20 protein-coding genes are annotated in these 26,971 nt (G+C 47.4%); 6 read left to right on the top strand and 14 right to left on the bottom strand.

What is annotated here, in order from left to right; translation table 11 throughout:
* Positions 1-15: 15 nt before the first annotated feature.
* Positions 16-1,131: a Re/Si-specific NAD(P)(+) transhydrogenase subunit alpha gene (locus ACO0KW_RS00440; protein ID WP_423049566.1), complete on the bottom strand. Its 1,116-nt coding sequence runs from the start codon at positions 1,129-1,131 to the stop codon at positions 16-18.
* Between the two features lie 555 nt (positions 1,132-1,686).
* On the opposite strand from ACO0KW_RS00440, the gene ACO0KW_RS00435 reads away from it, so the two are divergent.
* Both ACO0KW_RS00435 and mnmA read left to right on the top strand, forming a co-directional pair.
* Positions 1,687-2,175 carry an NUDIX hydrolase gene (locus ACO0KW_RS00435; protein WP_423051903.1) on the top strand — a complete coding sequence of 163 codons (489 nt, stop codon included), beginning with the start codon at positions 1,687-1,689 and terminating at the stop codon, positions 2,173-2,175.
* 81 nt (positions 2,176-2,256) lie between these two features.
* Positions 2,257-3,354, top strand: a complete 1,098-nt coding sequence (mnmA, locus tag ACO0KW_RS00430) for a tRNA 2-thiouridine(34) synthase MnmA (RefSeq protein ID WP_423049564.1) — start codon at positions 2,257-2,259, stop codon at positions 3,352-3,354.
* A 67-nt stretch (positions 3,355-3,421) separates the two neighbouring features.
* On the opposite strand, the gene ACO0KW_RS00425 is transcribed toward mnmA, so the two are convergent.
* The 7 genes from ACO0KW_RS00425 to ACO0KW_RS00395 all read right to left on the bottom strand — a co-directional run bounded on the left by ACO0KW_RS00425 (position 3,422) and on the right by ACO0KW_RS00395 (position 13,700).
* Complete coding sequence (locus ACO0KW_RS00425) at positions 3,422-6,025, bottom strand: M14 metallopeptidase family protein (protein WP_423049562.1); 2,604 nt, start codon at positions 6,023-6,025, stop codon at positions 3,422-3,424.
* A gap of 351 nt (positions 6,026-6,376) precedes the next feature.
* On the bottom strand, positions 6,377-6,889 hold the full coding sequence (locus ACO0KW_RS00420; RefSeq protein WP_423049560.1) for a DUF1269 domain-containing protein: 513 nt from the start codon (positions 6,887-6,889) through the stop codon (positions 6,377-6,379).
* 263 nt (positions 6,890-7,152) lie between these two features.
* On the bottom strand, positions 7,153-8,427 hold the full coding sequence (locus ACO0KW_RS00415; RefSeq protein WP_423049558.1) for an NAD(P)/FAD-dependent oxidoreductase: 1,275 nt from the start codon (positions 8,425-8,427) through the stop codon (positions 7,153-7,155).
* Positions 8,428-8,491: 64 nt separating this feature from the next.
* Positions 8,492-8,911, bottom strand: a complete 420-nt coding sequence (gene trxC / locus ACO0KW_RS00410; RefSeq protein WP_423049556.1) for a thioredoxin TrxC — start codon at positions 8,909-8,911, stop codon at positions 8,492-8,494.
* A 133-nt stretch (positions 8,912-9,044) separates the two neighbouring features.
* Positions 9,045-9,254 carry a YgaP family membrane protein gene (locus ACO0KW_RS00405; RefSeq protein WP_423049554.1) on the bottom strand — a complete coding sequence of 70 codons (210 nt, stop codon included), beginning with the start codon at positions 9,252-9,254 and terminating at the stop codon, positions 9,045-9,047.
* Between the two features lie 57 nt (positions 9,255-9,311).
* Positions 9,312-12,521, bottom strand: a complete 3,210-nt coding sequence (locus tag ACO0KW_RS00400; protein ID WP_423049552.1) for an efflux RND transporter permease subunit — start codon at positions 12,519-12,521, stop codon at positions 9,312-9,314.
* A 9-nt stretch (positions 12,522-12,530) separates the two neighbouring features.
* Positions 12,531-13,700 carry an efflux RND transporter periplasmic adaptor subunit gene (locus ACO0KW_RS00395; RefSeq protein ID WP_423049550.1) on the bottom strand — a complete coding sequence of 390 codons (1,170 nt, stop codon included), beginning with the start codon at positions 13,698-13,700 and terminating at the stop codon, positions 12,531-12,533.
* 198 nt (positions 13,701-13,898) lie between these two features.
* On the opposite strand from ACO0KW_RS00395, the gene ACO0KW_RS00390 reads away from it, so the two are divergent.
* Positions 13,899-14,240 carry an ArsR/SmtB family transcription factor gene (locus ACO0KW_RS00390; RefSeq protein WP_423049548.1) on the top strand — a complete coding sequence of 114 codons (342 nt, stop codon included), beginning with the start codon at positions 13,899-13,901 and terminating at the stop codon, positions 14,238-14,240.
* A 51-nt stretch (positions 14,241-14,291) separates the two neighbouring features.
* On the opposite strand, the gene ACO0KW_RS00385 is transcribed toward ACO0KW_RS00390, so the two are convergent.
* From ACO0KW_RS00385 to ACO0KW_RS00365, 5 genes are all read right to left on the bottom strand, one after another.
* Positions 14,292-15,428 carry a hypothetical protein gene (locus ACO0KW_RS00385; RefSeq protein ID WP_423049546.1) on the bottom strand — a complete coding sequence of 379 codons (1,137 nt, stop codon included), beginning with the start codon at positions 15,426-15,428 and terminating at the stop codon, positions 14,292-14,294.
* A 125-nt stretch (positions 15,429-15,553) separates the two neighbouring features.
* Complete coding sequence (locus tag ACO0KW_RS00380; protein WP_423049544.1) at positions 15,554-16,063, bottom strand: YybH family protein; 510 nt, start codon at positions 16,061-16,063, stop codon at positions 15,554-15,556.
* Between the two features lie 74 nt (positions 16,064-16,137).
* Positions 16,138-18,708 (bottom strand): putative bifunctional diguanylate cyclase/phosphodiesterase, encoded by a 2,571-nt coding sequence (locus ACO0KW_RS00375; protein ID WP_423049542.1) that lies wholly within the window; start codon positions 18,706-18,708, stop codon positions 16,138-16,140.
* Between the two features lie 99 nt (positions 18,709-18,807).
* A complete protein-coding gene (locus ACO0KW_RS00370; protein WP_423049540.1) occupies positions 18,808-19,707 on the bottom strand; it encodes a hypothetical protein in 900 nt (299 codons plus the stop codon).
* Between the two features lie 57 nt (positions 19,708-19,764).
* Positions 19,765-20,574, bottom strand: a complete 810-nt coding sequence (locus ACO0KW_RS00365; protein ID WP_423049538.1) for a sulfite exporter TauE/SafE family protein — start codon at positions 20,572-20,574, stop codon at positions 19,765-19,767.
* 174 nt (positions 20,575-20,748) lie between these two features.
* Between ACO0KW_RS00365 and ACO0KW_RS00360 the strand changes: the two genes are divergently transcribed.
* The 3 genes from ACO0KW_RS00360 to ACO0KW_RS00350 all read left to right on the top strand — a co-directional run bounded on the left by ACO0KW_RS00360 (position 20,749) and on the right by ACO0KW_RS00350 (position 23,124).
* Complete coding sequence (locus tag ACO0KW_RS00360) at positions 20,749-21,609, top strand: MBL fold metallo-hydrolase (RefSeq protein WP_423049536.1); 861 nt, start codon at positions 20,749-20,751, stop codon at positions 21,607-21,609.
* Between the two features lie 154 nt (positions 21,610-21,763).
* Positions 21,764-21,952: a YgaP family membrane protein gene (locus tag ACO0KW_RS00355; RefSeq protein ID WP_423049534.1), complete on the top strand. Its 189-nt coding sequence runs from the start codon at positions 21,764-21,766 to the stop codon at positions 21,950-21,952.
* Between the two features lie 23 nt (positions 21,953-21,975).
* A complete protein-coding gene (locus tag ACO0KW_RS00350; protein ID WP_423049532.1) occupies positions 21,976-23,124 on the top strand; it encodes a 6-phosphofructokinase in 1,149 nt (382 codons plus the stop codon).
* A 33-nt stretch (positions 23,125-23,157) separates the two neighbouring features.
* Here ACO0KW_RS00350 and ACO0KW_RS00345 read toward each other — a convergent pair whose 3' ends face one another.
* Entirely contained in the window at positions 23,158-26,802 is a 3,645-nt protein-coding gene (locus tag ACO0KW_RS00345; RefSeq protein ID WP_423049530.1) for a sensor domain-containing phosphodiesterase, read from the bottom strand.
* Between the last annotated feature and the right edge of the window lie 169 nt (positions 26,803-26,971).

The raw sequence follows: 26,971 nt of genomic DNA, 5'->3' as shown, positions 1-26,971 counted from the left end.
AACGACGAACCAAATTTATTTCTTCAACACTTCGCCGCCAGAACACATCATCGTCGCGACAACGATTTCGTCTTCTTTGTTGATCGCGAGATTCGCATCTTTATCGATGATCAGTTTTAAGAAGTCGAGAATATTGCGCGAATATAGCGCTGATGCATCTGCCGCCACCAAGGTCGCCAGATTAGGTTCGCCGATGATGTGGACGCCATACTTAGTGACGGTCTTGTTCAGCTCAGACAGAGGACAATTGCCACCTTGCTCGACTGCCATATCGACAATCACCGAACCCGGCTTCATCGCTTTGACCGTTTCTTCAGAAATCAAAATCGGTGCTTTACGTCCAGGTATCAAAGCGGTCGTAATGATGATGTCGGCTTGTTTAGCACGTTCATGCACCAAAGCAGCCTGACGCGCCATCCACGCGGCTGGCATAGGACGCGCATAGCCGCCTACACCTTTGGCGATTTCACGCTCTTCATCGGTTTCATAAGGCACATCGATAAATTTCGCGCCCAAGGATTCGACTTGTTCTTTTACCGGTGGACGAACGTCAGATGCTTCAATAACTGCGCCCAGACGTTTTGCTGTTGCAATCGCTTGCAGACCCGCAACACCAACGCCCATGATCAGAACACGCGCAGCTTTGACTGTGCCAGCTGCCGTCATGAGCATAGGCATAAAGCGTTGGTAAGTATTCGCTGCCAGCATCACCGCTTTATAACCAGCGATGTTTGCTTGTGAAGACAAAACGTCGAGTGATTGCGCACGCGTAATCCGAGGTGCAGCCTCCAAAGAAAACGCCGTGATACCGTGCGTCGCCATCGCGGCAATATTCTCGGCGTCAAAAGGATTGAGCATGCCAACGATCACCGCACCAGATTTGATCAAACCGCGTTCTTCTGCGGATGGTGCGCGCACCTTTAAAATCAACTCTGCGGCAAACACATCTGCAGCGGAACCGATGCTCGCGCCAGCAGCTTGATAAGCTTCATCGGTAATTGACGAGGCAATACCAGCGCCCGCTTGCACGATGACTTCATGCTTGGCACTCACATATTTCTTAATTGTTTCTGGGGTCGCCGCAACGCGCGTCTCGCCCGACCGTGTTTCGGCGGGAATGCCGATTTTCATAAAGAACTCCTTTTTATTGTTGATACCGTTAGGTTCAATGGCAAAAGTGATGACTTCAGGTATTTCATGCTACGCAGAGATCCTGACTTTTGATAAAAGCCAAGAATAATTACTAGTATTTAAAACAGCTTTGCAAATTACTGCGGACATTCATACAGATTTGAACTGCAGGAGAATCGTACATTTAATATTCGACAACGATATTACACGAAAAACGCACCATACTGGCACAGGATAAGCACTCTAAACTACCGCTGTGTGAATGCAGCCGCACCAACATAAAGCGGGCTGAGGCACGCTTAGACTGCCACATGACATTGGCAAACCCCGATGGCATAAGGCTTAGCGAAGAAATTCATGTGCTTAAGCTGATCTTTCCACTCTTTCACTTTCATTTAATAAATAACAACAAGTTTGAGGGATTTTCTTATAGACAGAATCTTTATTAGTAAATTCGGATGCTGATTCAAGTGCAATCACAGGTGAAATAGGGACTGGCGAGGTAAAATGACGCCCTATTTCGTGTTTAAGCTTTCATTTATTACCACTCAACTTATGTCTGATACTTGGAAACCTTCGGTCACCGTCGCTGCTATCGTCCCCCGTCAAAACGGTGAACGCCTCGAATTTTTGATGATAGAAGAAACGACACCCGATGGCGTGCGTCTGAATCAAGCGGCTGGGCATCTCGATACGAATGAGAGTCTAGAACAAGCGGTGATCCGTGAAACCATGGAAGAAACGGCGCATGAGTTTGTGCCAGAGGCATTGGTCGGCACCTACATGTCGAAATTCATTTCACCGAATTCAGGCAAAGAAGTGACTTATCTGCGTTTTGCGTTTTGCGGAAAAGTTGTTGCCCAGCATGACAGACCTTTGGACCACGGCATCTTGCGAGCGCTTTGGATGACGTATGAGGAAATCTTGGCATGTCAGGATATGCATCGCAGTCCATTGATTTTGAAATGTTTACAAGACTATCTGGCCGGACAAAGAGCACCTTTGAATTTGATGTATACGCATCCTAGTGTGGTGGGTATTTAATTTAGCGACATGTTGTAGAACGCAGGTAGTCATCCAAGGCAATGCCCTTCAAGTACAGTACAAAAATTAGCAGGAATATTCATGAGTAAAAAACGCGTAGTCATCGGTATGTCCGGTGGTGTAGATTCTTCGGTCTCGGCTTGGCTCCTAAAGGAGCAAGGGTACGAGGTGATTGGCCTGTTTATGAAGAACTGGGAAGATGATGATAATTCTGAATATTGCTCGACTCGCGAAGATTTGATTGATGCCGTCAGCGTCGCCGATGTGGTTGGTGTCGATATCGAAACTGTGAATTTTGCGAGTGAATACAAAGATCGCGTGTTTGCTGAATTCTTGCGCGAATACCAGGCTGGTCGCACACCAAATCCGGATGTGCTGTGCAATGCCGAAATCAAATTCAAAGCATTTTTAGACCATGCGATGAAGCTCGGCGCAGATTATATTGCAACTGGTCACTATGCGCGCGTACGTGAAATGAACGGTGAATTTCAGTTGATGAAAGCACTCGATTCCAGCAAAGATCAGAGCTATTTTCTGCATAGATTGAATCAGGCGCAGCTGAAAAATACTTTATTTCCACTCGGTGAAATCAATAAAACTGAGGTACGTAAAATCGCTGAGCAGATCAATCTGCCGAATGCAAAAAAGAAAGACTCGACTGGCATTTGCTTTATCGGTGAACGCCCTTTCCGTGAATTCTTAAACCGCTATTTATCGTATGCACCGGGTGAAATCCGGACGCCGGAAGAAGAAATCATCGGCAAACACGTCGGCTTAAGCTTCTATACCTTGGGTCAGCGAAAAGGCATAGGTATAGGCGGCATCAAATCACATCAAAATGCCGATGGCAGCAGTGACGCCTGGTATGTTGCGCGTAAAGATGTCGCCAACAATCGGGTTTACGCAGTGCAAGGACATGACCATCCGTGGCTACTCTCGAATTCTTTAGAGGCAGCACAAGTGAGTTGGGTCGCGGGTCACGCGCCGGATATTGAAAAACTATCGGCAAAAACCCGTTATCGACAACCTGATATGGCCTGTCGATTTAGTGGTAACAACGAACTATTTCAATTGCATTTTGATGAGGCACAATGGGCGGTAACACCTGGTCAATCTGCGGTTTTGTATGATGGCGATGTTTGTTTGGGCGGTGGAATTATTAATTCGGCCTCGACCTAAGTTTAGTGTCAGACGAAACGCCTTCTCCCCGAGCGGGAGAAGGCTATATCGATAACAATCAAGCCAATTATTCTTCTTCGACCTCATCGCCATCGGCACGCGCTTTTTCAAAAGCTTTACCAAAGAATAAAGCGTTTTCTAGAACGCGACGGCTACCTACCCACCCACTGCGGAATCCCAATGCCGCACTAGCTAAAATCACGCTGCCATTGCCCACACGTTCCGCCGTAATCGCTGCGGAGCCGGCGATACGTTTTGCATTTTCTGGTGATACGTAACCGCTAATCACTGGTGCAGCGCTATAGGCTGCGACAGTGCCATAACGATCGCCTTCCAATTTAAACACATCCGCTTGGGCGCGGAATACAGGCAAAGTATCGCGTGGAATACCAGCTGCAATCGGATGACTTCGATCGATCTCAGTTTCAAAAATCACCCCAGCTACCAATTCCTTCGCGCTATTCGCATCCTGATCCTTATAAGCTAAACGTGTGTCCTTGGCTTTTTTCTCGTCCACTTTTTTATCATCCGCTTTATCAGCATCTGATTTTTTTGCAGCATCAGCCTTGACCAGTTTAGTGTGCAAATAGGTCTGGTTGCTTGCCCAATTCAATGCACCTTCAACCCCAATGATCACCCCGCCTTGCTTCACAAAACGTTCGATGCTTTTATTGGCTTCATCAGATAAACGATAACTCCCATCAGCCATCACGATGTGGGTGTAACGCTCTAATTGCGTTGCTGCCAAACGATCGGTACTCAACATCGTCGTTGGTAAATGCAAGTGCGTGTCTAACCAATGCCACAATTCGCCAACCGAGGTTGAATCTAAACCTGTTCCGGTCAATAAAGCGACGCGTGGGCGCTCAACTGACTTCAGGCTGGCACTACCCAAATCAGTGCCCGTACTCCCCGCGCCAGATGTCAACGCCATCACTTCCACACTATATTTAGCGGTCGCTTTGCGCACAATCTCAGCCACATTCCCAGCAGAAGTGCTTTGCATCGCAACCGGAATCACGATACTGCCTATACCCAAATCTCTCACGCCTTCGGTGGTTTGCATGCGCATAGGCTTAGTGATGGTGCGCAAGCGCAATCCTGTTTGACTCAATTCTGCTAGCAAAGGTGCTGCGTCATCGTTTTCCCAGGCAAAGGCATACGCAATATTCGATTCCGCTTTCAAACTGGCTTTCGGCAAATCCTGTACTGGTTCGCCAACAACATCGCCCGCACTTTTCGAACTGGCGAGATCATAGGCTTTGGTTACGCTCCATGCCGAGACATCGTAAAAGGTGTTGTCTTTAAACTGCGTACGCAATTCAGTAATCCCTTCGAGCAAACGATTCTGTCTTTGATTGAGCGGCACCGCAATGGCATTGCGCGCATCGTAGCGTTGTCCATTAACAGTCACGCTGCTTTTGACCTGATGCACCGCGATGCCATGCTGTTTCAGTAGAGTCGCAAAATCGCGCAAGCGTGCAGGATTGCCTTCGGCAGCAAACAACATGGCGCGATTGGCGTCCGCTTGCGCCATTTTTTTGGCTTCTTCAAAGAAGTTTTTTTGATGGGAGATTAACTGATCGCGCATCGCATCTGCGGCTTGCAAGGTACTCAGTGAAGTCGTGATTTGATTCGCAATCGTATGTTCAAACTTCAACAAGCCATTGCGTGAATCCTGTATATGTCCACGTGAACTCGCCTGTTCAAATAAAATCCCTACGCTGCCTTGCACGTCAGGATAAGTGGAACCTTTACCGTAATAGAAGTCATCAAAACCTTCACGGCTGAAATAAAATTCGCCCCGCGCGTCTAAGGCTTTCACATGAAACTTAGAAATTGCCTCAGTCAGACTTTGATTGCTTTGTGGCGTCAAAGGATGGGTACGGGAAGGAACCCCAGGCTGGAAGAAATAGGTCGCATCGGTGCCTTGCTCATGAAAATCACCAAACACATGCGGACGCCACGTTTGAAAGGTTGCAACGTGCGCGCGTGATTCGGGGTGTTGTAGCCACAGCCAATCGCGATTCAAATCAAACCAATAATGATTCCCACGACCACTAGGCCAGCCTTCGCGATGTTCTAAGGTATTCGGGTCGCTGACCAAAGTCTGGCCACGATTACTATTCGCCCAGTTTGCAAAGCGCGCCAGTCCGTCCGGATTGAGCATAGGATCGATCACGACCACAGTGCGCTCCAACATTTCATTGACCGATGTATCCGTCGAGCTGGCCAAATGCCATGCCACGGCGGGCGCCGCGTTCGCACCGCTCGGTTCATTTCCATGTACGCTGTAACCCAGATACACAACCAGAGGCGTATCGCTCTCACCGCGACCACGGGCTGCTTCTATGTCGGTCAGACGTTCATGATTTTTTGGGCTCGTAATAATCACATTCAAAATCGGCCGACGTTCATGCGTGTAGCCGACCACACGTACTTTGAGGCGTGGTGACTGTGTTGCTAACAGCTGGTAATAAGAAACCAGTTGTTCTGGACGCACATGCCATTCACCAAGCTCAAAACCGAACACAGAGGCTGGCGTACTAATTTTATCGGCACGAGCGTGGGCGGGGATAACGGAAGTTGGAGAAGCAGCAAAAACTTGTGCTGCGCTGAGCGTAAAACAAAAAGCCAGACTGACCGCCTGGGCGATTTTTTTTAGAGACATGGTTTCCTCAATTTAATTATTATTGAACTCACGAACAACTATTACTTTTTAAGCCTTGCTACATAGGCTAAGTGTTAATTTAGATGATTTTGAACAAGTTCAGCGCATTAAGTTCAAACTTAATAAATCCACTTTACCATTAGACAAGTAGATCAGGAGTCTACTTGACTGTATCGAAATAGCTTTACACCATCCTAGTTAAAGGTGATTCGCAAGTAATTCACAAGCAAAAAGCCAAGCATACATTGGGTTATAAAAAATCGTGCGGATAAAAAAATGCTCCAGCAATTGCTGGAGCTCAATTGAAATGGAACTTGCGTTTATGGTAAAGAAATAGCCGCGACTATTGCCTTACGAAATAATAGGTATATGTGGATCCACGCCACCAAAATCGACTTCAGGATGGCGTTTTTCTATCATATTTTCAAATTCTTCGACACGATGAAAAGGTACATCAACGATCATTAATACCTGACCTTGCTGTATACGCTCACGAAATGGTGCGAGGCTGGCATTCGGTATCGTGGATGCGTTCAGGCCAGATATCCACGACCCCAAAATTGCGCCCATCAATATCGAGACGATAAATCCCAATAAACGGGCTTCAATACTGTTCAAAGGAAAAAGTAAAAACAAAGACGCGGCAATCAAACCTGACACCGCACCGATCAAAATACCCACTTCTGCACCGTGCACCAAATCTGTCTTTTGCAAAGCATTGGCTTCTGGCATGTCGGGTAACAAGGTACCCTCTTTCGCGCAAAAATGGATGCGACGATATTCCACTCTGGCCAATAGCAATTCATCTAACATGGCTCTGGCGCTGCGCACGTTGGGCAACATGTAATATAACCTGCGTTTCATAGCATCCTCCTGTCAAAAACATGGCGACAAGATGTGTCCTGTCGTCTCGATATCGATGAAACGCCACAGGTTTTTGATAACAGAAGGAACACCGTCCACCCGCAAGCGGAACAACGATCATGTAAGCCTCTGCTTACACTTTCGTTATAGGCCGGAATTGAAGAAGTTCAAGTAGTCTACTTAGTAAAAAACCCCTAGTAAGTATTAGTTTGCGAGGGATTTTTAGATACAGACAATCATACGACAGAGATAAGTTGAAACGACTATTTATCCAGCCGTTCTATCCCCAACATTTTCAATACATATTTCTCATAGATGGGTTCAGAATTACCGGTTTTCATCTTACGGATAAAGTATTTTTCAAAGGCGATTTTCGCGTAATGTACCCATTTTCCTTTTTTAAACCAGTTCACATTGCGTGGCGGTATCTGTGGCAGAGCAACGAAAGCGGCGCCAGTATCGCCCATATCAGCCAGACAGATCGCGTTCCAGCTTCCTTTGGCGGTCGCAGGGGTTCCAGCTATATCCGCTGCGATATTGTGCACGATGGCCGTCACCATCGTTTCTATCATGTAACCCGTCTTTGGTGCACCTGTGGGGACAGGCGTGACTTCCACAGGAGGAATCGCAATACAGACCCCGGCGGAATAGATATTCTTATATTTTTTGCTGCGCTGGTGATCATCCACAAAGACAAAACCGCGCGGGTTGCACAGCCCTTCGACCGCGGCCACAGGATCAACACCACGAAACGCAGGCAACATCATGTTGTACTTGAATGGCAATTCATGCTCTTTCTTCAAATTTCCCATGTCGTCCATTTCACTCACAAACATCTTGCCATCTTCAATCCGAGTCGTCTTCGCATTGCATATCCACTTGATATCGTTATTCCGCAGTTCACTTTCCAACATGGATTTGGAATCCCCGACGCCACCCAAACCTAAGTGTCCGATGTAGGGTTCACTGGTCACATAAGTCATTGGTACTTTATTGCGAATTTTACGACGTCGCAAATCGGTATTAACGATAAAGGCAAATTCATACGCTGGACCGAAGCACGACGCGCCGGGCATAGCTCCAATAATGACCGGACCGGGATTTTCTAAAAATGTCTGATACGCCGAATGTGCATGCATCGCATGATCGATCGTGCAAATTGATTGCGTAAACCCATGTGCAGGGCCAGCGCCCGGCACTTCATCAAAAGCGAGTTTAGGGCCAGTCGTGATAACCAGAAAGTCGTATTGCACCTGACCGCCATCTGCTAAGGTCAGACTATTTAGTTCAGGTTGCAATGCAGTGACTGCCTGTGCAATGAATTTGATCCCCTTTTTTTCCAAATAAGGTCGAATCTCAAAGGTAATCGCTTCACGTTGTCGCCAACCGACCGCAGCCCAGGGATTCGATGGCACAAATTGAAAATAATCAACCGCATTGATCACGGTGATCTGATGACCACTGCCCAATTTTTCGCGCAATTCATAAGCTGCCGGCATTCCGCCGGTACCTGCGCCAAGAACAACGATATGTGCCATGTCCGCTCCTTATAAGTATTTGAATAAACAATTGTCCTTCAACCGAGACCACGTCAAAAACCAACTACAGATATTGTCTTGCCCATGCCAGAATTTGAGCTGCTGGCATAACACCCGATTGCCTTGCAATCTCTTTGCCATTTTTTACCAGTAACAAAGTGGGAATACTGCGAATACCAAATTGCTGGCTTGCCAGGGGTGCGGCATCACTATCAACTTTGACAAAGCGAATTTCCGGTGCCATCTGCGCCGCCTGTGCAAATTGCGGTGCCATCGCATGACATGGACCACACCATGCCGCCCAAAAATCTACCAATACCGGCAACTCAGTCTGCGTCAAAAATTTAGGGAGAGCCTGATCGCTAAGTGCCACCGGTTCAGCCGCCATTAGTGCCTGTCCACATTTTCCACAGACCGGTTGATCACGCCATCTTTCATCAGGAATACGATTGGTGGCGCTACATTTCGGACAAACTAAATGCATGGTTTAGCTCCTTTTCAATTCTTAAAACTGTCAAACTGAGACGATGTAAACTTAAACGCAAGTCACGACTTAATTGTTAGGCTAATTGTCAGCCTTAATTGTCAGCCTTAATTGTCAGCCTTAATTGTCAGCCTTAATTGCCAGCCTTAAATCCCAACTTACGCATGATCGTTTCCATCAAACACCATTTGGTAATTCCGCTCTGCAGAATATTGATACCAACGAACGCCGTAAATGCCAAGAACCATTGGTTCACAAAAAGCGGACTGCCAGGAATTCCAAGCGCCAAACTTAATAAAATAAATGCACCAGCTACTACGCGAACCATTTGCCATGAAGTCATGCTATTTCTCCTAAAAATTAAAACAAAATCCACAATAAAGTCGATACGGTCATCTTCTTACCCTGCCACTTCATACTTCTTTTGGTATGCCATGTAGTACAGCAACGGAATTACCACTAGGGTCAACAAGGTCGACACAAAAATACCAAAGATCAAAGAAATCGCCAGTCCGTTAAAGATAGGGTCATCGAGAATAAAGAAGGCCCCCATCATCGCCGCCAAACCTGTTAGCGCAATGGGCTGGGCACGGGTAATAGCAGAGTTCACGACCGCTTCTTTAAACGCCATTCCAGTGGCAATTTGCACGTGGATGAAATCGACTAACAATATCGAATTTCTGACGATGATGCCCGCCAAAGCAATCATGCCTATCATGCTGGTCGCGGTGTACTGTGCACCCAATAGTGCATGGCCGGGCATCACGCCGATGATGGTCAAAGGAATCGGTGCCATGATGATTAATGGCGTTAGATACGAGCCAAACTGCGCCACCACCAAGAGATAAATCAACACCAGACCAACGGCATAAGCCGCGCCCATATCACGGAAAGTTTCATACGTCACTTGCCATTCGCCATCCCATTTCAAACTAAAACCGCGATAAGGATCTTGTGGTGCGCTGATGAAAAATTCTTCCAGCTTGCCACCATCTGGCATCGTCAATTTCGCGATTTCACTACGCATACTAAACATGCCATATAAAGGACTATCAATCTTGCCCGCCATGTCGGCGACCACTAAATTTACGGGCAAACCATCTTTGTGATACAAAGGTTGTTCACGCAAAGTATCGGTAACAGTCACGAGTTCGCGGATAGGTACAATACCGCCTTGTGCGTTTTTGACGCCCAAGGACAATAGGGTATCGAGACTGCCTTGCTCACTCACCGGCAATTGCAAATTGGCTGCAACCGGATACTTACTTTCGTCATGTAAAAATGCCGCTGCATCGCCAGCCAGTCCTGCACGCAAAGTGGTGACGATGCTGGACTGCGTAATACCGAGTTGCGCGGCTTTCTTACGGTCGATAATCAAGATCTTACGCGGTGCGTGCAAGATACTGCTGTCATCCACATCGACGATTCCCTCTGACTTTTCAAATACCGCACGTACCAACTTCGCAGCTTGACGACGTTCGACATCACTTGGACCATAAATTTCTGCCACGATAGGCGCGAGCACTGGTGGGCCAGGTGGCACTTCAACAACCTTCACATTGGCTTCAGGATCGATCTTTTTCGCCAGCGCTTGCAATTGCGGACGTACACGGGTTGCGATGACATGACTCTTATCTGAACGATGGTGCTTATCGACCAGATTAACTTGAATATCACCAACCTCGCCGCCCGCACGCAAATAATACTGACGCACTAAACCATTAAAATTAATCGGTGCAGCCGTCCCTGCATACGCCTGATAATCACTAACCTCTGGTACCGTCTGCAAATAGCTGCCCAATTCGCGCAACACTGCTGCGGTCTTTTCTACTGGCGTGCCAGCTGGCATATCGACGATCACCTGGAATTCAGACTTATTATCAAATGGCAGCATCTTCAATTGCACCAAACCGATGACGGGAAGTGCTACTGACAGTGCGATCAACGCGGCGATACCGAGGCCGAGCTTCTTGCGATTCTTGCTGCCGGATTGCGTATCCAAAAATGGTTTAAATATCTTTTGAAATATCGGTGCTAATTTAGCCGCCAGACCATCCCCAGCGTGATGCCCTTCTTTCATCCAGATGCGCGCTAACCATGGCGTCACGATAAAAGCAATCACCAGGGACAACAGCATCCCCATACTGGCATTGATAGGAATTGGACTCATGTAAGGTCCCATCAAACCGCTGACAAAAGCCATAGGCAATAATGCCGCGATCACCGTCAATGTGGCCAAAATGGTTGGACTGCCGACCTCATCCACCGCACCAGGAATAATTTCCACCAAAGTTTTATGCGGGAAAAGGGCTTGATGCCGGTGGATGTTTTCGACCACCACAATCGCGTCATCGACCAAAATACCGATGGAGAAAATCAGCGCAAACAAAGACACCCGATTGAGCGTAAAGCCCCATGCCCACGACGCAAACAGAGTCACGGTTAAGGTCAAAATCACCGCACTACCAACGATGGCAGCTTCACGACGACCCAACGCGATAAAAACTAAGGCGACTACCGATAAGGTCGCGAACAAGAGTTTTTGTATCAGTTTTTTAGCTTTGTCATCAGCAGTCTGACCATAGTTACGGCTGACTGAAACTTCCACATCGGCCGGAATCACGGCATTCTTCAATACATCAACGCGTTGACTCACTGCATTCGCCACGTCAACCGCATTTTGCCCAGGCTTTTTAGTGACCGCGATGGTCATAGCGGGATATTCAGCCGCATCCTTACCCACAGTACCGTGCCAGACATAACGACTGGCTGGCAATGCACCGTCTTCTATCTTAGCGACATCTTGCAAGAACACCGGACGCTTGTTTTTCACTGCGACGACTAATTCGCCGACACTTTGTGCGTCACGTAAAAATGGCCCAGCTTCAATCGCGACGGCCTGATTACCTGAATTCATTTCGCCACTAGGCAAACCCAGATTGGCAGCACGCAAGGCGCCTTGCAGATCCATCACGGTCAATCCGTTTGCGGCTAACTTGGTTGGATCGAGTTCGATATTAATCGCACGGCCTGGCCCACCGATACTGACCACTTCGCGGGTACCAGCGACGCGTTTGAGATCCGCTTCTATGCTGTGTGCGACTGTCTCCAAAGCAGCGGAACCGGTATCGGGATTTTTACTCCACAGCGTTAAGGAAACGATAGGGACATCATCGATGCCTTTCGGTTTGACGAGAGGTTCTAACGTGCCGAGATTGGCAGGCAACCAGTCGCGATTGCTGTGGATCGTGTTGTACAAACGAACCAACGCTTCGGTGCGCGGCACACCGACTTGAAACTGTACGGTAACAATCGCCAGCCCTGGGCGCGAAACTGACATCACATGCTCGACATTCGCGATTTGGCTCAGTACCTGCTCTGCCGGAATGCTGACCATTTGCTCCACGTCTTTCACCGATGCACCTGGAAATGGAATCAGCACATTCGCCATCGTTACATTGATCTGCGGCTCTTCTTCTCGCGGTGTGACCAACACCGCAAACAAGCCAAGTAAGAAAGCCACGATCGCCAGCAAAGGCGTGATTTGCGCCGATTGAAAAAAGGCCGCAATGCGCCCAGATATACCCATCGTCTTATGAGAATTAGACATGTGGACTCCTTATTTCTGTACGTTGATTTTGCTAGCCTGTGCAGCTGCTAAAGGATCAATCGCCACTTTTTCACCCGCCGAGACACCACTTAAAATTTCTTGTTCATGCGCGAGCGTTGGACCGGGTTTTACTTGTCGTAGCACAGGCTTGCCTTGGGTGTTAATGACATACACCGCGTACAGTTCGGCACGCCGAAATACTGCCGTTGCTGGCACGTACAAACGATTTACTAGAGGACTTTTGCTGGTGACTGCATCGGCATCAGCGCCAACACCAAAGGCCAGATTGACGCGCGCAAATAAACCGGGATTAACCGATTGCACGTCCGCAGGTAAATCAAAGCGCACTTGTACGGTGTGGGTAGAAGCATCCGACAAAGGCAATATCGTCATAGCACGCGGTTTAACGAAGCGCTGCGTGGCGGATAAAGAGGGAAATTCAATCATCACATTCTGCCCGGCTTTCAAACTGGCAATGCGTGCTTGCGGCACTGTGACGATGACGCGTAAATCCTTAGGATCATACACCGTCATGATAGGCTTACCCGGCATCACCATCTCACCGACTGCAGATGGCATGTCAGAAACGATACCTGTATACGGTGCGTTAATCGTATAGAAGCCAGATTGCGTTTGGACAGCGCCAGCCTGCGCAATCTGTGCATTCGCTTGTGCACTAGCAGATTTAAATTGGGCTAACGCACGGTCGAGCTGTGCTTGGCTGATGTAATTTTTTTCGAACAATAATTTCTGACGCTCATAGTCTTTTTCTGCCACAGCCAGATTGGCTTTGGCAGCATCGACCTGTGCTTTACTCGCGGTAAATTCTTGCTGCGCAGCGCGCGCGTCCATACGAACCAGCAATTGACCTGCTTTCACAACATCGCCTGCCTTAACTGGCAATTGGACGATAGCGCCTGAAATTTGCGCAGAAATCACCGTATTTCTGACGGCTTCTACCACGCCATCAGCGCTCAAATAAGCATCCGCACTTGCTGCACGAACCGGGGCAAACTTCAACACTGAATGAGCAGCAGTAGCCGCAGTGTTGGTCGAAGGCGCTGTTGGCACTTGAGCCAAAGCACTATGTTGTGCGAACAACATAAAGGCGACAACAGCAGGCTTCATCAAATAGTCGCTCAAATGATTGTTCAAAATTGGGGATAAAAACAGATGCATGGTAGAGACTCCAGAGAATGTATCCTCAAAAAACCAAGGATAAAAAAACAATACATGGAATAAATTGATTTTCGATAAAATGCATAATATACTTATTTGCGTAAATACGCAAATAGTAAGTAAAATTTTTGCGCAAATAGACAAAAAATAATTATAGAGGGTATCATCATGCTTTCAACCACAAGGACATGCTCAAAAATGGAAGGTTTATCTGAACTTGCGCTAGATCATGTTGCACAGTATTTTTCTGCACTTTCTGAGCCAACACGTTTGAAAATCCTGAACAATTTACGTGAGGGAGAAATGAATGTAGGTGACTTAGCCACGGTGTGTGATTGTTCTCAAGCGAATATCTCGCGCCACCTCTCTACACTAGCAAAACATGGCATGGTGATACGTGAAGGACGCGGCACCGCAGTGTATTATCGCATCGCAGATGAATCTATCTATGCGCTTTGTGATCTGGTGTGCGGCAACGTGGCACGTCAACTTGAAGCACAAGCTTCTTTGCTTGGATCTTTAACGCCGAAGAAGAAATAACTCTACGCTAATTCAAGATTATTGACTTCTATCGCCCTTGGCCAATTTTAATTATTGCAGTTTCCAAATAATCGTTTTTTGATTACTGCCGGTCGCTAAATACTTGCTGTCTTTAGAAATTGCAATGCTCGTTACATTGTCGGAGATTTCTTGCAATAATTTGCTATGTTGCCCATCCCAAATCTTGCCCCATCCGTTTCGTCTGCTTCTACCGACTCCTTCGATCAAGTATTTGCCATTCGGGCTGAACTGCAACGACGCATTAACGCCATCGATACTTGGATCAATATTCACTAACACCTGACCAGATTGTGCATCGAATACTTGTAGTCCCGCATTGCCTGCATTCACAATAATTTTTCCGTCAGGGCTCCAACGCAACTTACTCCATCGATTCATGACCGCATTGCTTTGAAAAGTACGGACAATCTTTTTACTTTCCAAATCTACGATAGCGATCAATCGAGTGTCTGGTATAGGTGGATTTCCAAATTGTGGTACAGGAGTTTTATATGGCCAAGAACGTATATTTCTAACTTCACCACCCATCGCGGCAAAACGTCCATCAGGGCTTGTATCAAGAGTATGAGTGCGATAAATACTCGTAGGCATTCCCCAGACAGGCAACCAGGTTTCTGTAGAATAAACAACGAATGTATCCAAATCTAAGTCCGTTATTCTTTCTAAAATACGAATTAACGACTTACCATCTGGTGTAAAAGCAACAGCATTACATCCGGTTCCAGGATTAGGATCAATAATGTCATGGGCGATTGCCCAAGTATCTGTTTGCCAAACTCTCGCAACAACACCTCCATCTCCCTTATCGTGACAAGCGACCAACCATTTTCCATCTGGGCTGTACTTCAACTTCTCCGTTGTAAGGCCATCATTCGCACCCTTTACGATTTCAAGCTTCTGGGCAACACGCTTTTTTTGCCAATCCCAAATATTGATTTTTCGATTTGAAGATCTAACAGCGAGATATTTTTCATCTGGGCTAAAATCCAGACTACTTACAGGAATATCAAATTCTTCCGGCAATTCTGCAATTTTTGTCGCAACACGATCTACACTATTAGCTTTTGAATTAAATAGTTTACCCAACCAGCTTTCCTGATTTTGGCAGAAACCAACGCTTGGTACTTGCAGCAAAGCCAGGATGAAGACAATTTTAAGATTTTTCATAATTAAGAATTTATTTGCATGGCAAGCAACGTGAAGAAGGTACTTTATTTTCCTGCTCTGAATCAGAAACTTACAATTTGCATTCGCCGTTGCCTTTGCGCGCTTAAGGGTTCAACTATCCCCAGCTATTCTTTTTTACAATGACAAACATCCGTACCGCGATCGAACACGATGCGCCAAACCCCGGATGGTTCTAAGCGCCAGATCGAACTAAAGTTAGCGATGAGTTTGCCATTCAGGTCACGCACAGGACCAACACTGATCGCCAGATTACCACTTTCCAAGACTTCAACTTCACCCACTTCCCAGGAAAACGGTGCTTGCTCTGCGATGTAAAACCTGTGCCAAGCATCTGCCACTTCTTGCTTGCCACGTAAGACCTTGCTTCCCGAAAAAAATATCGCGTCCTCAGCCAAAAAACTGACGAAACTTGCATGATCACGTTGCGCCATACTCTTTGCAAAAGCGGTTTCTGCTTCGATCACTTGCTGCTTCAACTGATTTAATTGAGCCGCATTTGCCTCAGATGCCACTGAGACATTAGATACTACGCTCAACAAAATACCCAGACTCAGCAGAATCGTTTGATAACCAAGTTGATAGCCCAACTTCATCGTCGATAGAAAAACTTTCATGATTCCCCCCAGATTCTTCATGATATGAATCGCAATTGATAACCTGATTTGTCCAGCATGATTCTGCGCCCAAATTAAGTTAGCAAAATTGGTGCCGCCCGCCAGCGCAAGAATTCCTCGACTGGCATAGGTTTCGCCAGGTAGTAACCCTGTACATAATCGCAATGCAAATCTTTTAGCAAATTCCACTCAAGCGCGGTTTCTGCGCCTTCTGCAACCACCGATAATCCTAAACGATGCGCCATCATGATGGTCGATTCCAGTAACACAGCGGCATCACTGCCGGCCACCACATCACGGACAAATGAGCGGTCTATCTTCAACTCGGCAACCGGCATTTTTTGCAGATATGCCAAAGACGAATAGCCGGTACCAAAATCATCAATCGACAAACTAAACCCAGCATCGCGCAAGGCATGCATAATTTGCAGCGCGGCGTTAGGGTCGTGCATCGCTGCGCTTTCAGTGACTTCTATTCGTATATCGCGCGCTTGCGCGCCCGACTCTGCACATAAATTTTGTAAGTCAGCCACAAAGCAAGGTTTATTCAGGTCGACCGCAGAGACATTCACCGAAATTTGCAATGCTAATCCCTGGGCACGCAATTCCGCACTCAGACGCATTGCACTGGCAAATATCCATTGCGTGATCAAGACGATGCGCCCGGTTTGTTCGGCGAATGGTACAAACTCTATCGGCGCAACCAATCCACGCTGCGGATGCTGCCATCGCACAAGTGCTTCTGCGCTATCGACACCTCCACTGGAAAAATTAAATTTCGGCTGTAGATACATTCGTAATTCACCCTGTTCCACCGCGCGGTTTAGCTCTGACAACAAACCAAGATCAGCCCGTCTGACACGTTCAAAATCGGGGTGATAGAGCATCCATTGTTGATGTTGCTGGCGCCCGCTTTCCAAGGCTAGTTCGGCACGGCGCAATAGCTGCGCCATATCGATTTTGGCCTCTGTCTGCGCTTCTTCCGTACTGGCGATACCAACAGACAAACTAAGGTCGACCAATTGCCCATGCTCATCAATCGGTTGCGCAAAATCATTTTCTATTCTGTGCTTCAATTGCGCTATTGAATTGATATCTGGCCACAACAAGCAAAATTGATCCGCATGTAGGCGCCCGACTTGTGCCCCGGTGATTGCACCGGATAGCACACTTAGGCGATTGCCAGCAACCATCAATAATTGATCGCCAATTTGTGGTCCGAGCGTGGCGTTAATTGCCCGAAACCGGTCTATGTTCAAAACCAATACCGCCAGACCTTGACCATGCTTGAGCATGGATTCACCAAGGCGACGTATCATTTCGCGATTCGGCAAACCAGTCAAAGCATCGTAGGACATCAGGCGCACCGCAGCTTGTTTCAATTCCAGGGTTCTGAGTGCCAACGCGATACAAAACAACAAGGGTAAGAGTAAATCCGACGTCACACCGAATAAACTACTCAACGATTCGCTGACGATGAATTGAGAAAATAGTGGGAGCGGCCACAGGCCAAATAGTTGATATGGCGCCCAGAAAATGAACAGCATGCAGTTGCTTAACAGGAGTATGCCGGCGGAACGATTGCCACCGCGCCAAGCAATCCAGCATCCACCAAACAACACCGGATAAGTCAGAAATAATATGAGAGAAAAATTGATGCTCTGACCTACGGGTGCATCAATTAACCACAGCGGAATTTCTAGCAAAAATAGAATTGCAGTCCATTTGGCTAAGTGGTTTAGGCGCGGTGCGAAATGCGCAAAGTCGGCGATACGGGCATACGCCAACATCCACACTGCATTAATAATCGGATACATCAGCCGGGAGACTAAACGTGCTAAGTCAAACTGCGGCGTCAGTGAAAAAATCAAAGGCTCGAAGGGATTGAATACTCGGATCACCACGCTCAAAAAAAGATAGCCCGACATCCAGGCATACGCGCTATCTTTAAGCGCAATACCAAATGCCAGACAAAAAAAAGCGGTGAGCAATACTGCGACCGCCACCGCCAAGCTGATATTGCTTTGCCGACGGTTTTGCTCCGTCAATTGAGCAACTTCGACAGACTCGACCTGCACACCATCCGGAATAATCAAGCCGCCAGAGCGCGTGGCAATTCTGATATACAAAGGTAAGCGCCATGCCGGATCGATGGCGAAAATCATTTGGTTCAGACTCAATACGCCTACAGCAAAATGCCGCGATACCTGACTCGCCTCGTTGTGTAGATTAAGGTTAAGCGGATGTTCAAGGATGCGCTCGCCTTTGGCGATCAAGTGAAACTGCGCATCAAACAAATCCACATTAGCCCAGCCATTCGAGATCACTAATTGCTCAGGCGCGCGCGGGACTCGTTGCAGGCGAATCCAGCAATGGGCATGTTGTGGGTCTAGACGCATACGGCCATCCACCGCAGTTTGCCAAGTGTTCAATGGCAAACTGACGGGCGATGGATCGGATGAAGCCGCCTGAGTCGAAACCACGGCCGCTTCAGGCAATGCACCGCACCAATAGTCAATCGGCTGTACTGTCGCGTGACAAACATGGCTGATTAAAAATAGACAGAAAACCGCCAGGCATTGCCAAACCGCCTGCACATACTGACGCCAAAGTTTGCCACACTTGTTCATCCCACGTTTTAGCATAGATGATCACTCTCTGAGAGTTTAGAAGCGTATTGGGGCACTCATTTTGCCTTTAGAACAAAGTCAGTTTGCGGACAGCTTATTCACGCGTTGTACAAATCAAGTCCAAGTGTTTTCACCGTAAATGGCATCATAATCAGGAACAACAAAAGCTTCCACCCCCACCGCCTTTAAAAAATACAATTTACCGATATCTTGTTCATTTGCCGTGTGCACAAACCAAGCAGGTTGAAAGCGCGTGGGGAAATCTTTGTAATACTTCGCCCGCTCTATCAACAGCCAACGTAAAAAGACTTCATTCTCTGCTAGGCCAAGACCAATTATCAGCAAGGGACGATGAAATAAAATCTGCAACCAAGTCGCCGCGCCCTCCCAGTCATGTATATTGCCACCAGCTGACAAACGCCGACTACCTTTATGCAAACGCACCCGCGCCCGTTCTACTGACCCCATATAGTGGGTCAAGCCGAGACGTATGCTGCGGTGATATTTCTGCATGCCATTAATATGCCAAATACCAAAACCCGCGCAAGGATCGCTTAATTCCTCGGTCGAAAAATAGGCTTCCCAAGGATAAAAATCGGTAAAGCTGGTTCCCTTGCCCAAAAATGCCTTGCCACCTATGCCATCACTTAAACATTGTTCAAAGTTAGTCGTCAGTACCGGGCTTGCATGTTTTTGAGCCCATGCCATCACATAGGTGTGCTGCGGCATCGCACGCCAATCTGCCATCAAATCACAAAATTGTTGCTGCAAACCTGGCGTTTTTTTTGACGTACTTTGCCCACGCAATCCTAGATCCAGCACATCGTAAAATTCGGTCAGTGACATCCCAGACGGCAATTGCTTGCCGAATTCAGGTAAATGCTGTTGCGCTAATTGGCCCAGCAAAGCATCCCAGGAATTATTGCTAGCGCGGCTGTTATAGCGGTTAATCCCGTTGCCTATCAAAAGCGCCAGAGTTTGTTTATGGCGTGTTAGTAGTGTTTTTAATTGCATAAATAATTAATTAACTTCGCAAATGAAAAACGCAACTTTACATTAACAAGCAACAAATCAGGAAATTGCCTTCAGCAAGAAACTGATCGCCACACCACAGAGCAAAGCTGCAAAAATTAATTGCACTGTCGTCGAATCTAAACGATTCGCAATTTTTCGGCCACCGACAACACCCGTCACAGATGCAGCCGCAAACATGGCCGAAAACACGATGGGTAACTGTATGCCATGTGAGACTGCCGACGTGACCGCAACTGCGCCGACCAAGGTGATCACCATCAGGGACGTGGCGGCGGCGCTTTGCATGCTTAGATTGGTAAAGTGGCGCAACAAGGGTACGATGATAAAACCACCGCCGACCCCCAATAAACCCGTGGCAAATCCAGCACAGGCACCAATCAATCCAATAATCGCAGCCGTTGCCCAACTCCAGTCGAATTTACCGGTATGTTGATTGACCATCGCCATCGCGTCTGTCCTGACTGCAGCACTGGCACCAGCCCGTGCTTGTACGACCAATCGCACGACGACAATCACCAACACCGTGGCAAATGCCAGCATCAAAAATTGTTGCGAGAGTCGGCTGGCAACAAAAACACCGAGCGATGTCATGGGTGCGCCTGCCAATGCCATCAATAGTGCAGCTTTGTAACGTACCTGATGTCGGCGTAAACCATCGATTGCACCGATGAGCGCGCCTAGGCTGACCGCCAGCAAAGCCACCGGCATCGCCTCCTGCATACTCCAACCCTGGCTATACACCAATGCAGGAACCGCCAGCATGCCGCCGCCAGCGCCGGTTAAGCCCATGATCAAGCCAACCATAATCCCAATCATGACTACTACTAATATCGCCAATAAACTCATGCCATCGTATCCGTGTAATTAGCACGACAAAGAAAATCAAGGTGCCACATTATGTGCTAAATCAAATTAAAGCGGAACGATTGTGGTTTCGTCAGCAGATCAGAGAAATCTGCTTGCGTTCGAGTTCTGGTTTGCTATGATTGAGCATCGCTATTTTGTTGACACCGAAGACGCATGAAACCTCAGATACAAAGCTTTTTTGATCCTAGCACTTGCACCATCACTTATCTCATCTATGACGAAATCGGCGGGCATGCCGCGGTCATCGATCCGGTGCTCGATTATGATCACAAATCCGGTCGCACCAAGACCCATTCTGCAGATCAGGTACTGCAAGATCTGCAAGAAAAACAATTGCAACTGGACTGGATTTTAGAAACGCATGCGCACGCCGATCATTTTTCAGCAGCGCATTATCTACAAAGCCAAGCAGGTGGAAAAATCGCCATAGGCGCCCATATAGACCAAGTGCAAATTGTCTTCAAAAAATTATTTCACTTCGAAGCCGAGTTCGCGGTCGATGGTTCGCAGTTCAATCATCTGTTTGCCGCAGATGAAATTTTCACTATCGGGAAATTGCAGGCAAAAGCTTTATTCGTGCCAGGTCATACACCTGCCGATATGGCTTATCAGATCGCTGATGCCATCTTTGTCGGCGATACTATGTTCATGCCTGACGTTGGCACGGCACGCTGTGACTTTCCCGGTGGGGATGCCCGTATGTTGTATGACTCTATTCAAAAACTACTCGCATATCCAGCAACGACCCGCCTCTTCATGTGCCACGACTATCCGCCAAATGGGCGTACAGTCAGTTTTGAAACAACGGTCGCCGAGCAAAGACAAAAAAATATCCATGTACATGAAGGCATCAGTGCCGACGAGTTTGTCGCCATGCGTAGCAAACGCGATGCGACTTTAGAGATGCCTTTATTAATTTTGCCTGCGGTTCAAATTAATATCCGGGCAGGAAACCCACCGCCGCCAGAAGGGAATGGTATCAGTTATCTTAAAATTCCCTTGAACGGCCTTTAATTTGTATTGGCGGGGCATTCGACATTTAAACCTCGCTGCGTTTTTTGTCACCTTTTTGAATTTATTTCGTCTTCTTTTCACCGCGACATCAGACGTCGTATGGAAAATTTTGGTAGCACTAAGTAAGCGACATTCACAAAACTGGAGAGTAAAAATGAAAATCAACGTAGGCAGTACCGATCGCATTATTCGTATCGTCGTTGGTGTGGCACTGATCGCCGCTGCGGTGACTGGTTATATTGGTATGTGGGGATATATAGGCATCGTCCCTGTACTGACTGGCACGTTCCGTTTCTGCCCAGCTTACTTACCATTTGGTTTGTCAACTTGTAGCAAAGACTAAACCACATTCCGACTTTGCCCATCATGACTTCACCACTTTATCAAAGCACGCCTTCGCAGCCTATCCATCGGATCGCCATCAGCACCGGTGGTGGCGATGCACCTGGATTAAATGCCGTCATTCGCGCGGTTGTTCTATCCGCACTACAACGCGGCTGGGAATGCTTTGGTATTCGAGAAGGTTTTAATGGAATATTGCGACCGGATCGTTTTCCAGTTGATGGTATTTTCTCGATTGGGAAAGATCAGGTTCGCGGAATCAATCATCTCGGCGGCACCATATTGGGAACCACCAACCACGGCAACCCTATGCGTTTCGTAGTCACTAACCCGGACGGTAGTCAATCCGAGGTAGATCGCACTGGTGACATCATCCGTCATCTGCGGGCGATGCAGATCGATGCTTTGATTTGTATAGGTGGTGACGGTACGCTCACGATTGCTCACGCGCTACATCAACAAGGCTACGCACAAGGTCTGCGAGTAATCGGCGTGCCAAAAACCATCGACAATGATCTGGATAAGACTTATACCACTTTCGGCTTTGATACTGCCGTCGCATTCGCGACTGATTGCATAGATCGACTGCACAGCACAGCCGAAAGTCATCGGCGGATTATGGTGGTCGAAGTGATGGGTCGTTACGCCGGCTGGATTGCATTGCATGCTGGCATGGCAAGTACCGCGCACGCCATTTTGATTCCAGAGATTCCTTTCGACTTGGAGAAAGTTGCTCAAAAAATTCAAGCACGCACTCGCGCTGGTCGGCACTACAGTATTGTCGTAGTCGCGGAGGGCGCGCAGGAAAAAGATGGTCAGCGCTATTTGGAAGAACAAGCGCAATTGGGTGGTGTCGAACGCTTGGGCGGCATTGGTGAACAACTCGCACATCGACTCGAGGCCATCACGGGTAAAGAAGCACGCGCAGTCGTACTTGGTCACCTTTTACGCGGTGGCAGTCCAACTTCATTTGATCGATTGTCTGCGATGCGCTTTGGCGCTGCAGCAGTTCGCGCTTTAGAAGAAGGCTATTCTGGAATCATGGTGGCGCTGGCGTTTCCGAATGTGAACTATGTGAACCTAGATGAAGTTGCAGGACGTATGAAAGGTGTACCACTCGATGGCGACACTCTGCAAACTGGGCGTGATATTGGCATTTGCTTCGGTGATTAATACCTTGGGTCTGGCTTGAGTTTTAGCTCAGACTTACTTCCTAGCATTCAAATGCGCATGCATAAATTGTTCAAACTGATCCGCCGCCAATGGGCGCGCAAAGAAATATCCCTGCACTTCATCACAGCCTTGTTCATTCAAAAAGTTTAATTGCTCCTCCGTTTCCACGCCTTCAGCGATAGTTTGCAGGCCTAAGGTTTTCGCCATACTAATAACCGCACGGATGATTGCTTTGTCCTCAGGATCACTACCGATATCGCGAATAAAAGATTGATCAATTTTGAGCTTCGAAACTTTAAATTTTTTCAAATAACTCAGAGAAGAATATCCAGTTCCAAAATCATCGATTGCCATGCGCACACCACGTTGATGAAGATCGTTCATGATCGCTATTGCACTAGTAGGGTCGATCATGGCCACCCCCTCAGTTAATTCTAGCTCCAAGCAATTCGCTGGCAATCCTGATTCACTCAAAATCCGCGACACGGTCCCTGGCAAATCCGTATGCCGAAACTGAATCGCCGACAAGTTCACCGCAATACTTAATGCATTCCAGCCCAGGCTATGCCAATGCTGCGTTTGCATCGTCGCAGTTCGCAATACCCATTCACCAATAGGCATAATCATTCCCGTCTCTTCAGCGACGGGAATAAACTCTGCAGGAGAAATCGCTCCCATCTCGGGATGATGCCAGCGTAATAAGGCTTCAGCACCAATCACTCGACCACTTTGCAGGTCCATTTGCGGTTGATACACCACTTGTAGTTGTTGTCGTTCTAGGGCATAACGTAAGGCATTCACCAATTCTAGATGCCGACCGGATCGTGCCTGCATTTCTTGGGTAAAGAACCGGAAACTATTTCGTCCATCCTGCTTAGCGCGATACATCGCGGTATCTGCATTACGCAACAAAGTCTCAAGATTATCACCATCCTCTGGATAGACTGCGATGCCAATAGAAGCAGACACATTTAAATCATATTGCCCGATCAGGTAACTTTGGTTTACGGTATGAAGAAGTTTCTCTGCAACACGCTCAGCGCCAAGCTCATCGACCCCAGACAATAGCAAGATAAACTCATCGCCACCAAGTCGCGAAATGATATCGTCTTCCCGCAACACATCACGCAATCGGCGCGAAAGCTCAACTAATAGCGCATCACCAGTGCTGTGCCCTAATGAATCATTAATATTTTTAAAGTGATCCAAATCGAAAAAGATCAGACTGACAGGCGAATTTTTTCGCTTTGCGGAACTGAGAACGAATTGCGCACGTTCTTCCAACAACGCGCGATTTGGCAAACCCGTGAGTACATCGTAATGTGCTAAATATTGAATACGTTCTTCAGTCCGCTTTTTATCGGTGATATCTTCCTGCAGCGACAGAAAATGCGTCACAACACCGCTCCCATCCCGGACAGGAGAAATATGTGCCAGCTCGATGGTTTCTTTACCATCCTTATAACAATTAGTCAGCTCGCCTTGCCAGCTTTCGCCCTTACGCAAGTGTTCCCACATTTCTTCATAAGTGAACAAAGGTGTCTTACCCGACTGTAGAATATTTGGACGCTGTCCAATGACGTGCTCCAAACTTAATCCAGTCTTGTCAACAAAAGCCTGATTCACATATTCAATACGTGCTTGCGTGTCGGTAATGATAATAATATTGGGGCTTTGCTCTACTGCCTGCGACAACTTCCGCAACTTGCTTTCGGTTCTTTCTTTAGCAATGGCAATCGCTAAGAAATGCGCGGCCATTTCTAGTAAATTTAGATGCCATGCTTCCGGCTTAGTCGGAACGGAATGGTAAATCGCAAACGCACCAAAAATTTGCTTATTTGCCGAACGGATTGGTTCCGACCAACAGGCGGCCAAATTCGCGCTTTGTGCAAGTTCTCTAAAATTAAGCCAATATGGATGCGTATTAATGTCCTCAACGATCGTGCGCTCCCCGGTAAATATCGCGTGTCCGCAAGAGCCTACACCATCACCAATCGCCACCCCATCAATTCCCTGTACAAAAAAATCGGGAAAATCCGGCATCGCACCGGTCCGCAAATGCACACCATCTCGATCTAATAAAACAATCGAGCAAATACTACCTGGCATGACGGTCTCCAGATGTTTTACGACATCATGAAACAAATTTTCTAGCGATTTTTCGCTGTTAATTTGCTCCAGCATAAAACTACGCAGAACTTCCATTTGACGTGAACGTTTACGGCTGACCTCTAACTCGTAGCGGTTGAGGGCAAAACTTAAATCCATCGCCATTTCAACCAACAGCGTTTGGATTTCCTCATCAAATGCATAGCTATTGCCGGCATACAAATTGATGACGCCGTATACCGTGCCATTTTTAAATAAGGGAATCGCGGCCGAGGCAGCCCAGCCATATTGTTGTCCCAGCGCTCGCCATTCTGGATCTGACAGCTCGGTCATCCAGTCTTGCACCCAACTCGCCCGGGCCTGCTGTACGGTATCACTGAAACTCTGCAAATAGAGGCTGTGTCCAGATTGAATATGGACTGTTGGGGCGACGGGTGCTGCCAGATCAAAACTCCGGTGCTCCAATACTTCGACTCCCGTACCATAAGCAGCGAGAGGTAGTATCGTTTTCTGTTCGGTGTCGAGTAGACCTACCCATGCCATCCTGATACCTGCGTACTGCACCATATCGTTGCAGATTTGCTGTAATAATTCATATTCAGAATGACTGCGTACAATCGCTTGATTACATTGACTTAACACATTGTAAAACTGGGTCAGTCTTTGATTGCGTAGTTCAGTTTGTTGGCGTCGTTCTTCAATATTCGCCAATGCGTCATGTGCGACCGAGATCAGGCCAAGCACACTTCTTTCTGCTTCCTGAGGGACATTGATGGGTTCAGAAAAATCTGCACGCCCCATTTTGTCGAGATGCGCTCGGAGTTGTCCAACCGGTGCACCCAAAGTCCATTGAAAACTTTGATAGGCACGCCACAACAAAATCACCATCAAAACGCATATCACCATGACCAATATTCGCAATTGGTACGCGACCTGCTGGGTGCGTTTCACAGCCGCAATCTTACGCGTCTCCATCATCTGATGGTATTCCGAGATTGGCCACATAATACTGGCCTTCGTCGCCCGATAATCTTCGCTAGTCAGAATCGCTATCGGATCAATTGTCGACGTACTACTACCGTTTCGCAGCGCCTCTACCTGATCCATCGCCTGTCGCTCAAACACGCTGAGGCGATTAGAATTTTCTAACGCTAAGCTTAATTTTTGATATTCGGCTTCGCTGATCTTTGCCTGGCGAATCAGGTCTTGAAATGAAATTTTCTTGCCACTGGAAGGGCGCGGTCTCTGATTGTCTGATAACACCAGATCCCAATAGATCTCATGGTAATTTAGTGGGCGTTCAGCTAGACCATCACGAATCGCCAAAATTTCATCATAGTACCGCCGATAAATGGGGGAACCCGAAGTCGCATAAGCGCGAGCCATACGGGATAAGTCGTCAGAGGACTGACGCATTTCATTCCCTAAAGCATGCGCAGCGAACCGTTGTTCATTCGCAATATCCACATTTTTTTCTGCCCACACATAGATTGTGAATGCGACCGAAAACGCCATAATCATGGCCAAAGTCAGCCAAAAATTTCGGGTGAATTTTGTCAAACTATGCATTGCGATCATCAGTATTTATCGCCAAAATGGGTACGACGAAGCAGAGCCAACGTATCTGAACGTCGACAGGCCGGACCTGGTCCGGTTCATTATTTAAGCAAACAACTATCCTGTTTATAGCACGTCAAACTTCTACTACCTTGATCGAAAATAAGAAAACTGTCTAGAT

This window comes from Undibacterium sp. Ji22W (assembly GCF_049340305.1).
GTDB lineage: Bacteria > Pseudomonadota > Gammaproteobacteria > Burkholderiales > Burkholderiaceae_D > Undibacterium.
This window is presented reverse-complemented; position numbering and strand designations above follow the sequence as displayed.

What these genes read in the sequence shown, in the direction of transcription:
- ACO0KW_RS00440 (WP_423049566.1), bottom strand. Translation starts at nt 1,131, where the DNA reads ATGAAAATCGGCATTCCCGCCGAAACACGGTCGGGCGAGACGCGCGTT.
- ACO0KW_RS00435 (WP_423051903.1), top strand. Translation starts at nt 1,687, where the DNA reads ATGTCTGATACTTGGAAACCTTCGGTCACCGTCGCTGCTATCGTCCCC.
- mnmA (WP_423049564.1), top strand. Translation starts at nt 2,257, where the DNA reads ATGAGTAAAAAACGCGTAGTCATCGGTATGTCCGGTGGTGTAGATTCT.
- ACO0KW_RS00425 (WP_423049562.1), bottom strand. Translation starts at nt 6,025, where the DNA reads ATGTCTCTAAAAAAAATCGCCCAGGCGGTCAGTCTGGCTTTTTGTTTT.
- ACO0KW_RS00420 (WP_423049560.1), bottom strand. Translation starts at nt 6,889, where the DNA reads ATGAAACGCAGGTTATATTACATGTTGCCCAACGTGCGCAGCGCCAGA.
- ACO0KW_RS00415 (WP_423049558.1), bottom strand. Translation starts at nt 8,427, where the DNA reads ATGGCACATATCGTTGTTCTTGGCGCAGGTACCGGCGGAATGCCGGCA.
- trxC (WP_423049556.1), bottom strand. Translation starts at nt 8,911, where the DNA reads ATGCATTTAGTTTGTCCGAAATGTAGCGCCACCAATCGTATTCCTGAT.
- ACO0KW_RS00405 (WP_423049554.1), bottom strand. Translation starts at nt 9,254, where the DNA reads ATGACTTCATGGCAAATGGTTCGCGTAGTAGCTGGTGCATTTATTTTA.
- ACO0KW_RS00400 (WP_423049552.1), bottom strand. Translation starts at nt 12,521, where the DNA reads ATGTCTAATTCTCATAAGACGATGGGTATATCTGGGCGCATTGCGGCC.
- ACO0KW_RS00395 (WP_423049550.1), bottom strand. Translation starts at nt 13,700, where the DNA reads ATGCATCTGTTTTTATCCCCAATTTTGAACAATCATTTGAGCGACTAT.
- ACO0KW_RS00390 (WP_423049548.1), top strand. Translation starts at nt 13,899, where the DNA reads ATGGAAGGTTTATCTGAACTTGCGCTAGATCATGTTGCACAGTATTTT.
- ACO0KW_RS00385 (WP_423049546.1), bottom strand. Translation starts at nt 15,428, where the DNA reads ATGAAAAATCTTAAAATTGTCTTCATCCTGGCTTTGCTGCAAGTACCA.
- ACO0KW_RS00380 (WP_423049544.1), bottom strand. Translation starts at nt 16,063, where the DNA reads ATGAAAGTTTTTCTATCGACGATGAAGTTGGGCTATCAACTTGGTTAT.
- ACO0KW_RS00375 (WP_423049542.1), bottom strand. Translation starts at nt 18,708, where the DNA reads ATGCTAAAACGTGGGATGAACAAGTGTGGCAAACTTTGGCGTCAGTAT.
- ACO0KW_RS00370 (WP_423049540.1), bottom strand. Translation starts at nt 19,707, where the DNA reads ATGCAATTAAAAACACTACTAACACGCCATAAACAAACTCTGGCGCTT.
- ACO0KW_RS00365 (WP_423049538.1), bottom strand. Translation starts at nt 20,574, where the DNA reads ATGAGTTTATTGGCGATATTAGTAGTAGTCATGATTGGGATTATGGTT.
- ACO0KW_RS00360 (WP_423049536.1), top strand. Translation starts at nt 20,749, where the DNA reads ATGAAACCTCAGATACAAAGCTTTTTTGATCCTAGCACTTGCACCATC.
- ACO0KW_RS00355 (WP_423049534.1), top strand. Translation starts at nt 21,764, where the DNA reads ATGAAAATCAACGTAGGCAGTACCGATCGCATTATTCGTATCGTCGTT.
- ACO0KW_RS00350 (WP_423049532.1), top strand. Translation starts at nt 21,976, where the DNA reads ATGACTTCACCACTTTATCAAAGCACGCCTTCGCAGCCTATCCATCGG.
- ACO0KW_RS00345 (WP_423049530.1), bottom strand. Translation starts at nt 26,802, where the DNA reads ATGCATAGTTTGACAAAATTCACCCGAAATTTTTGGCTGACTTTGGCC.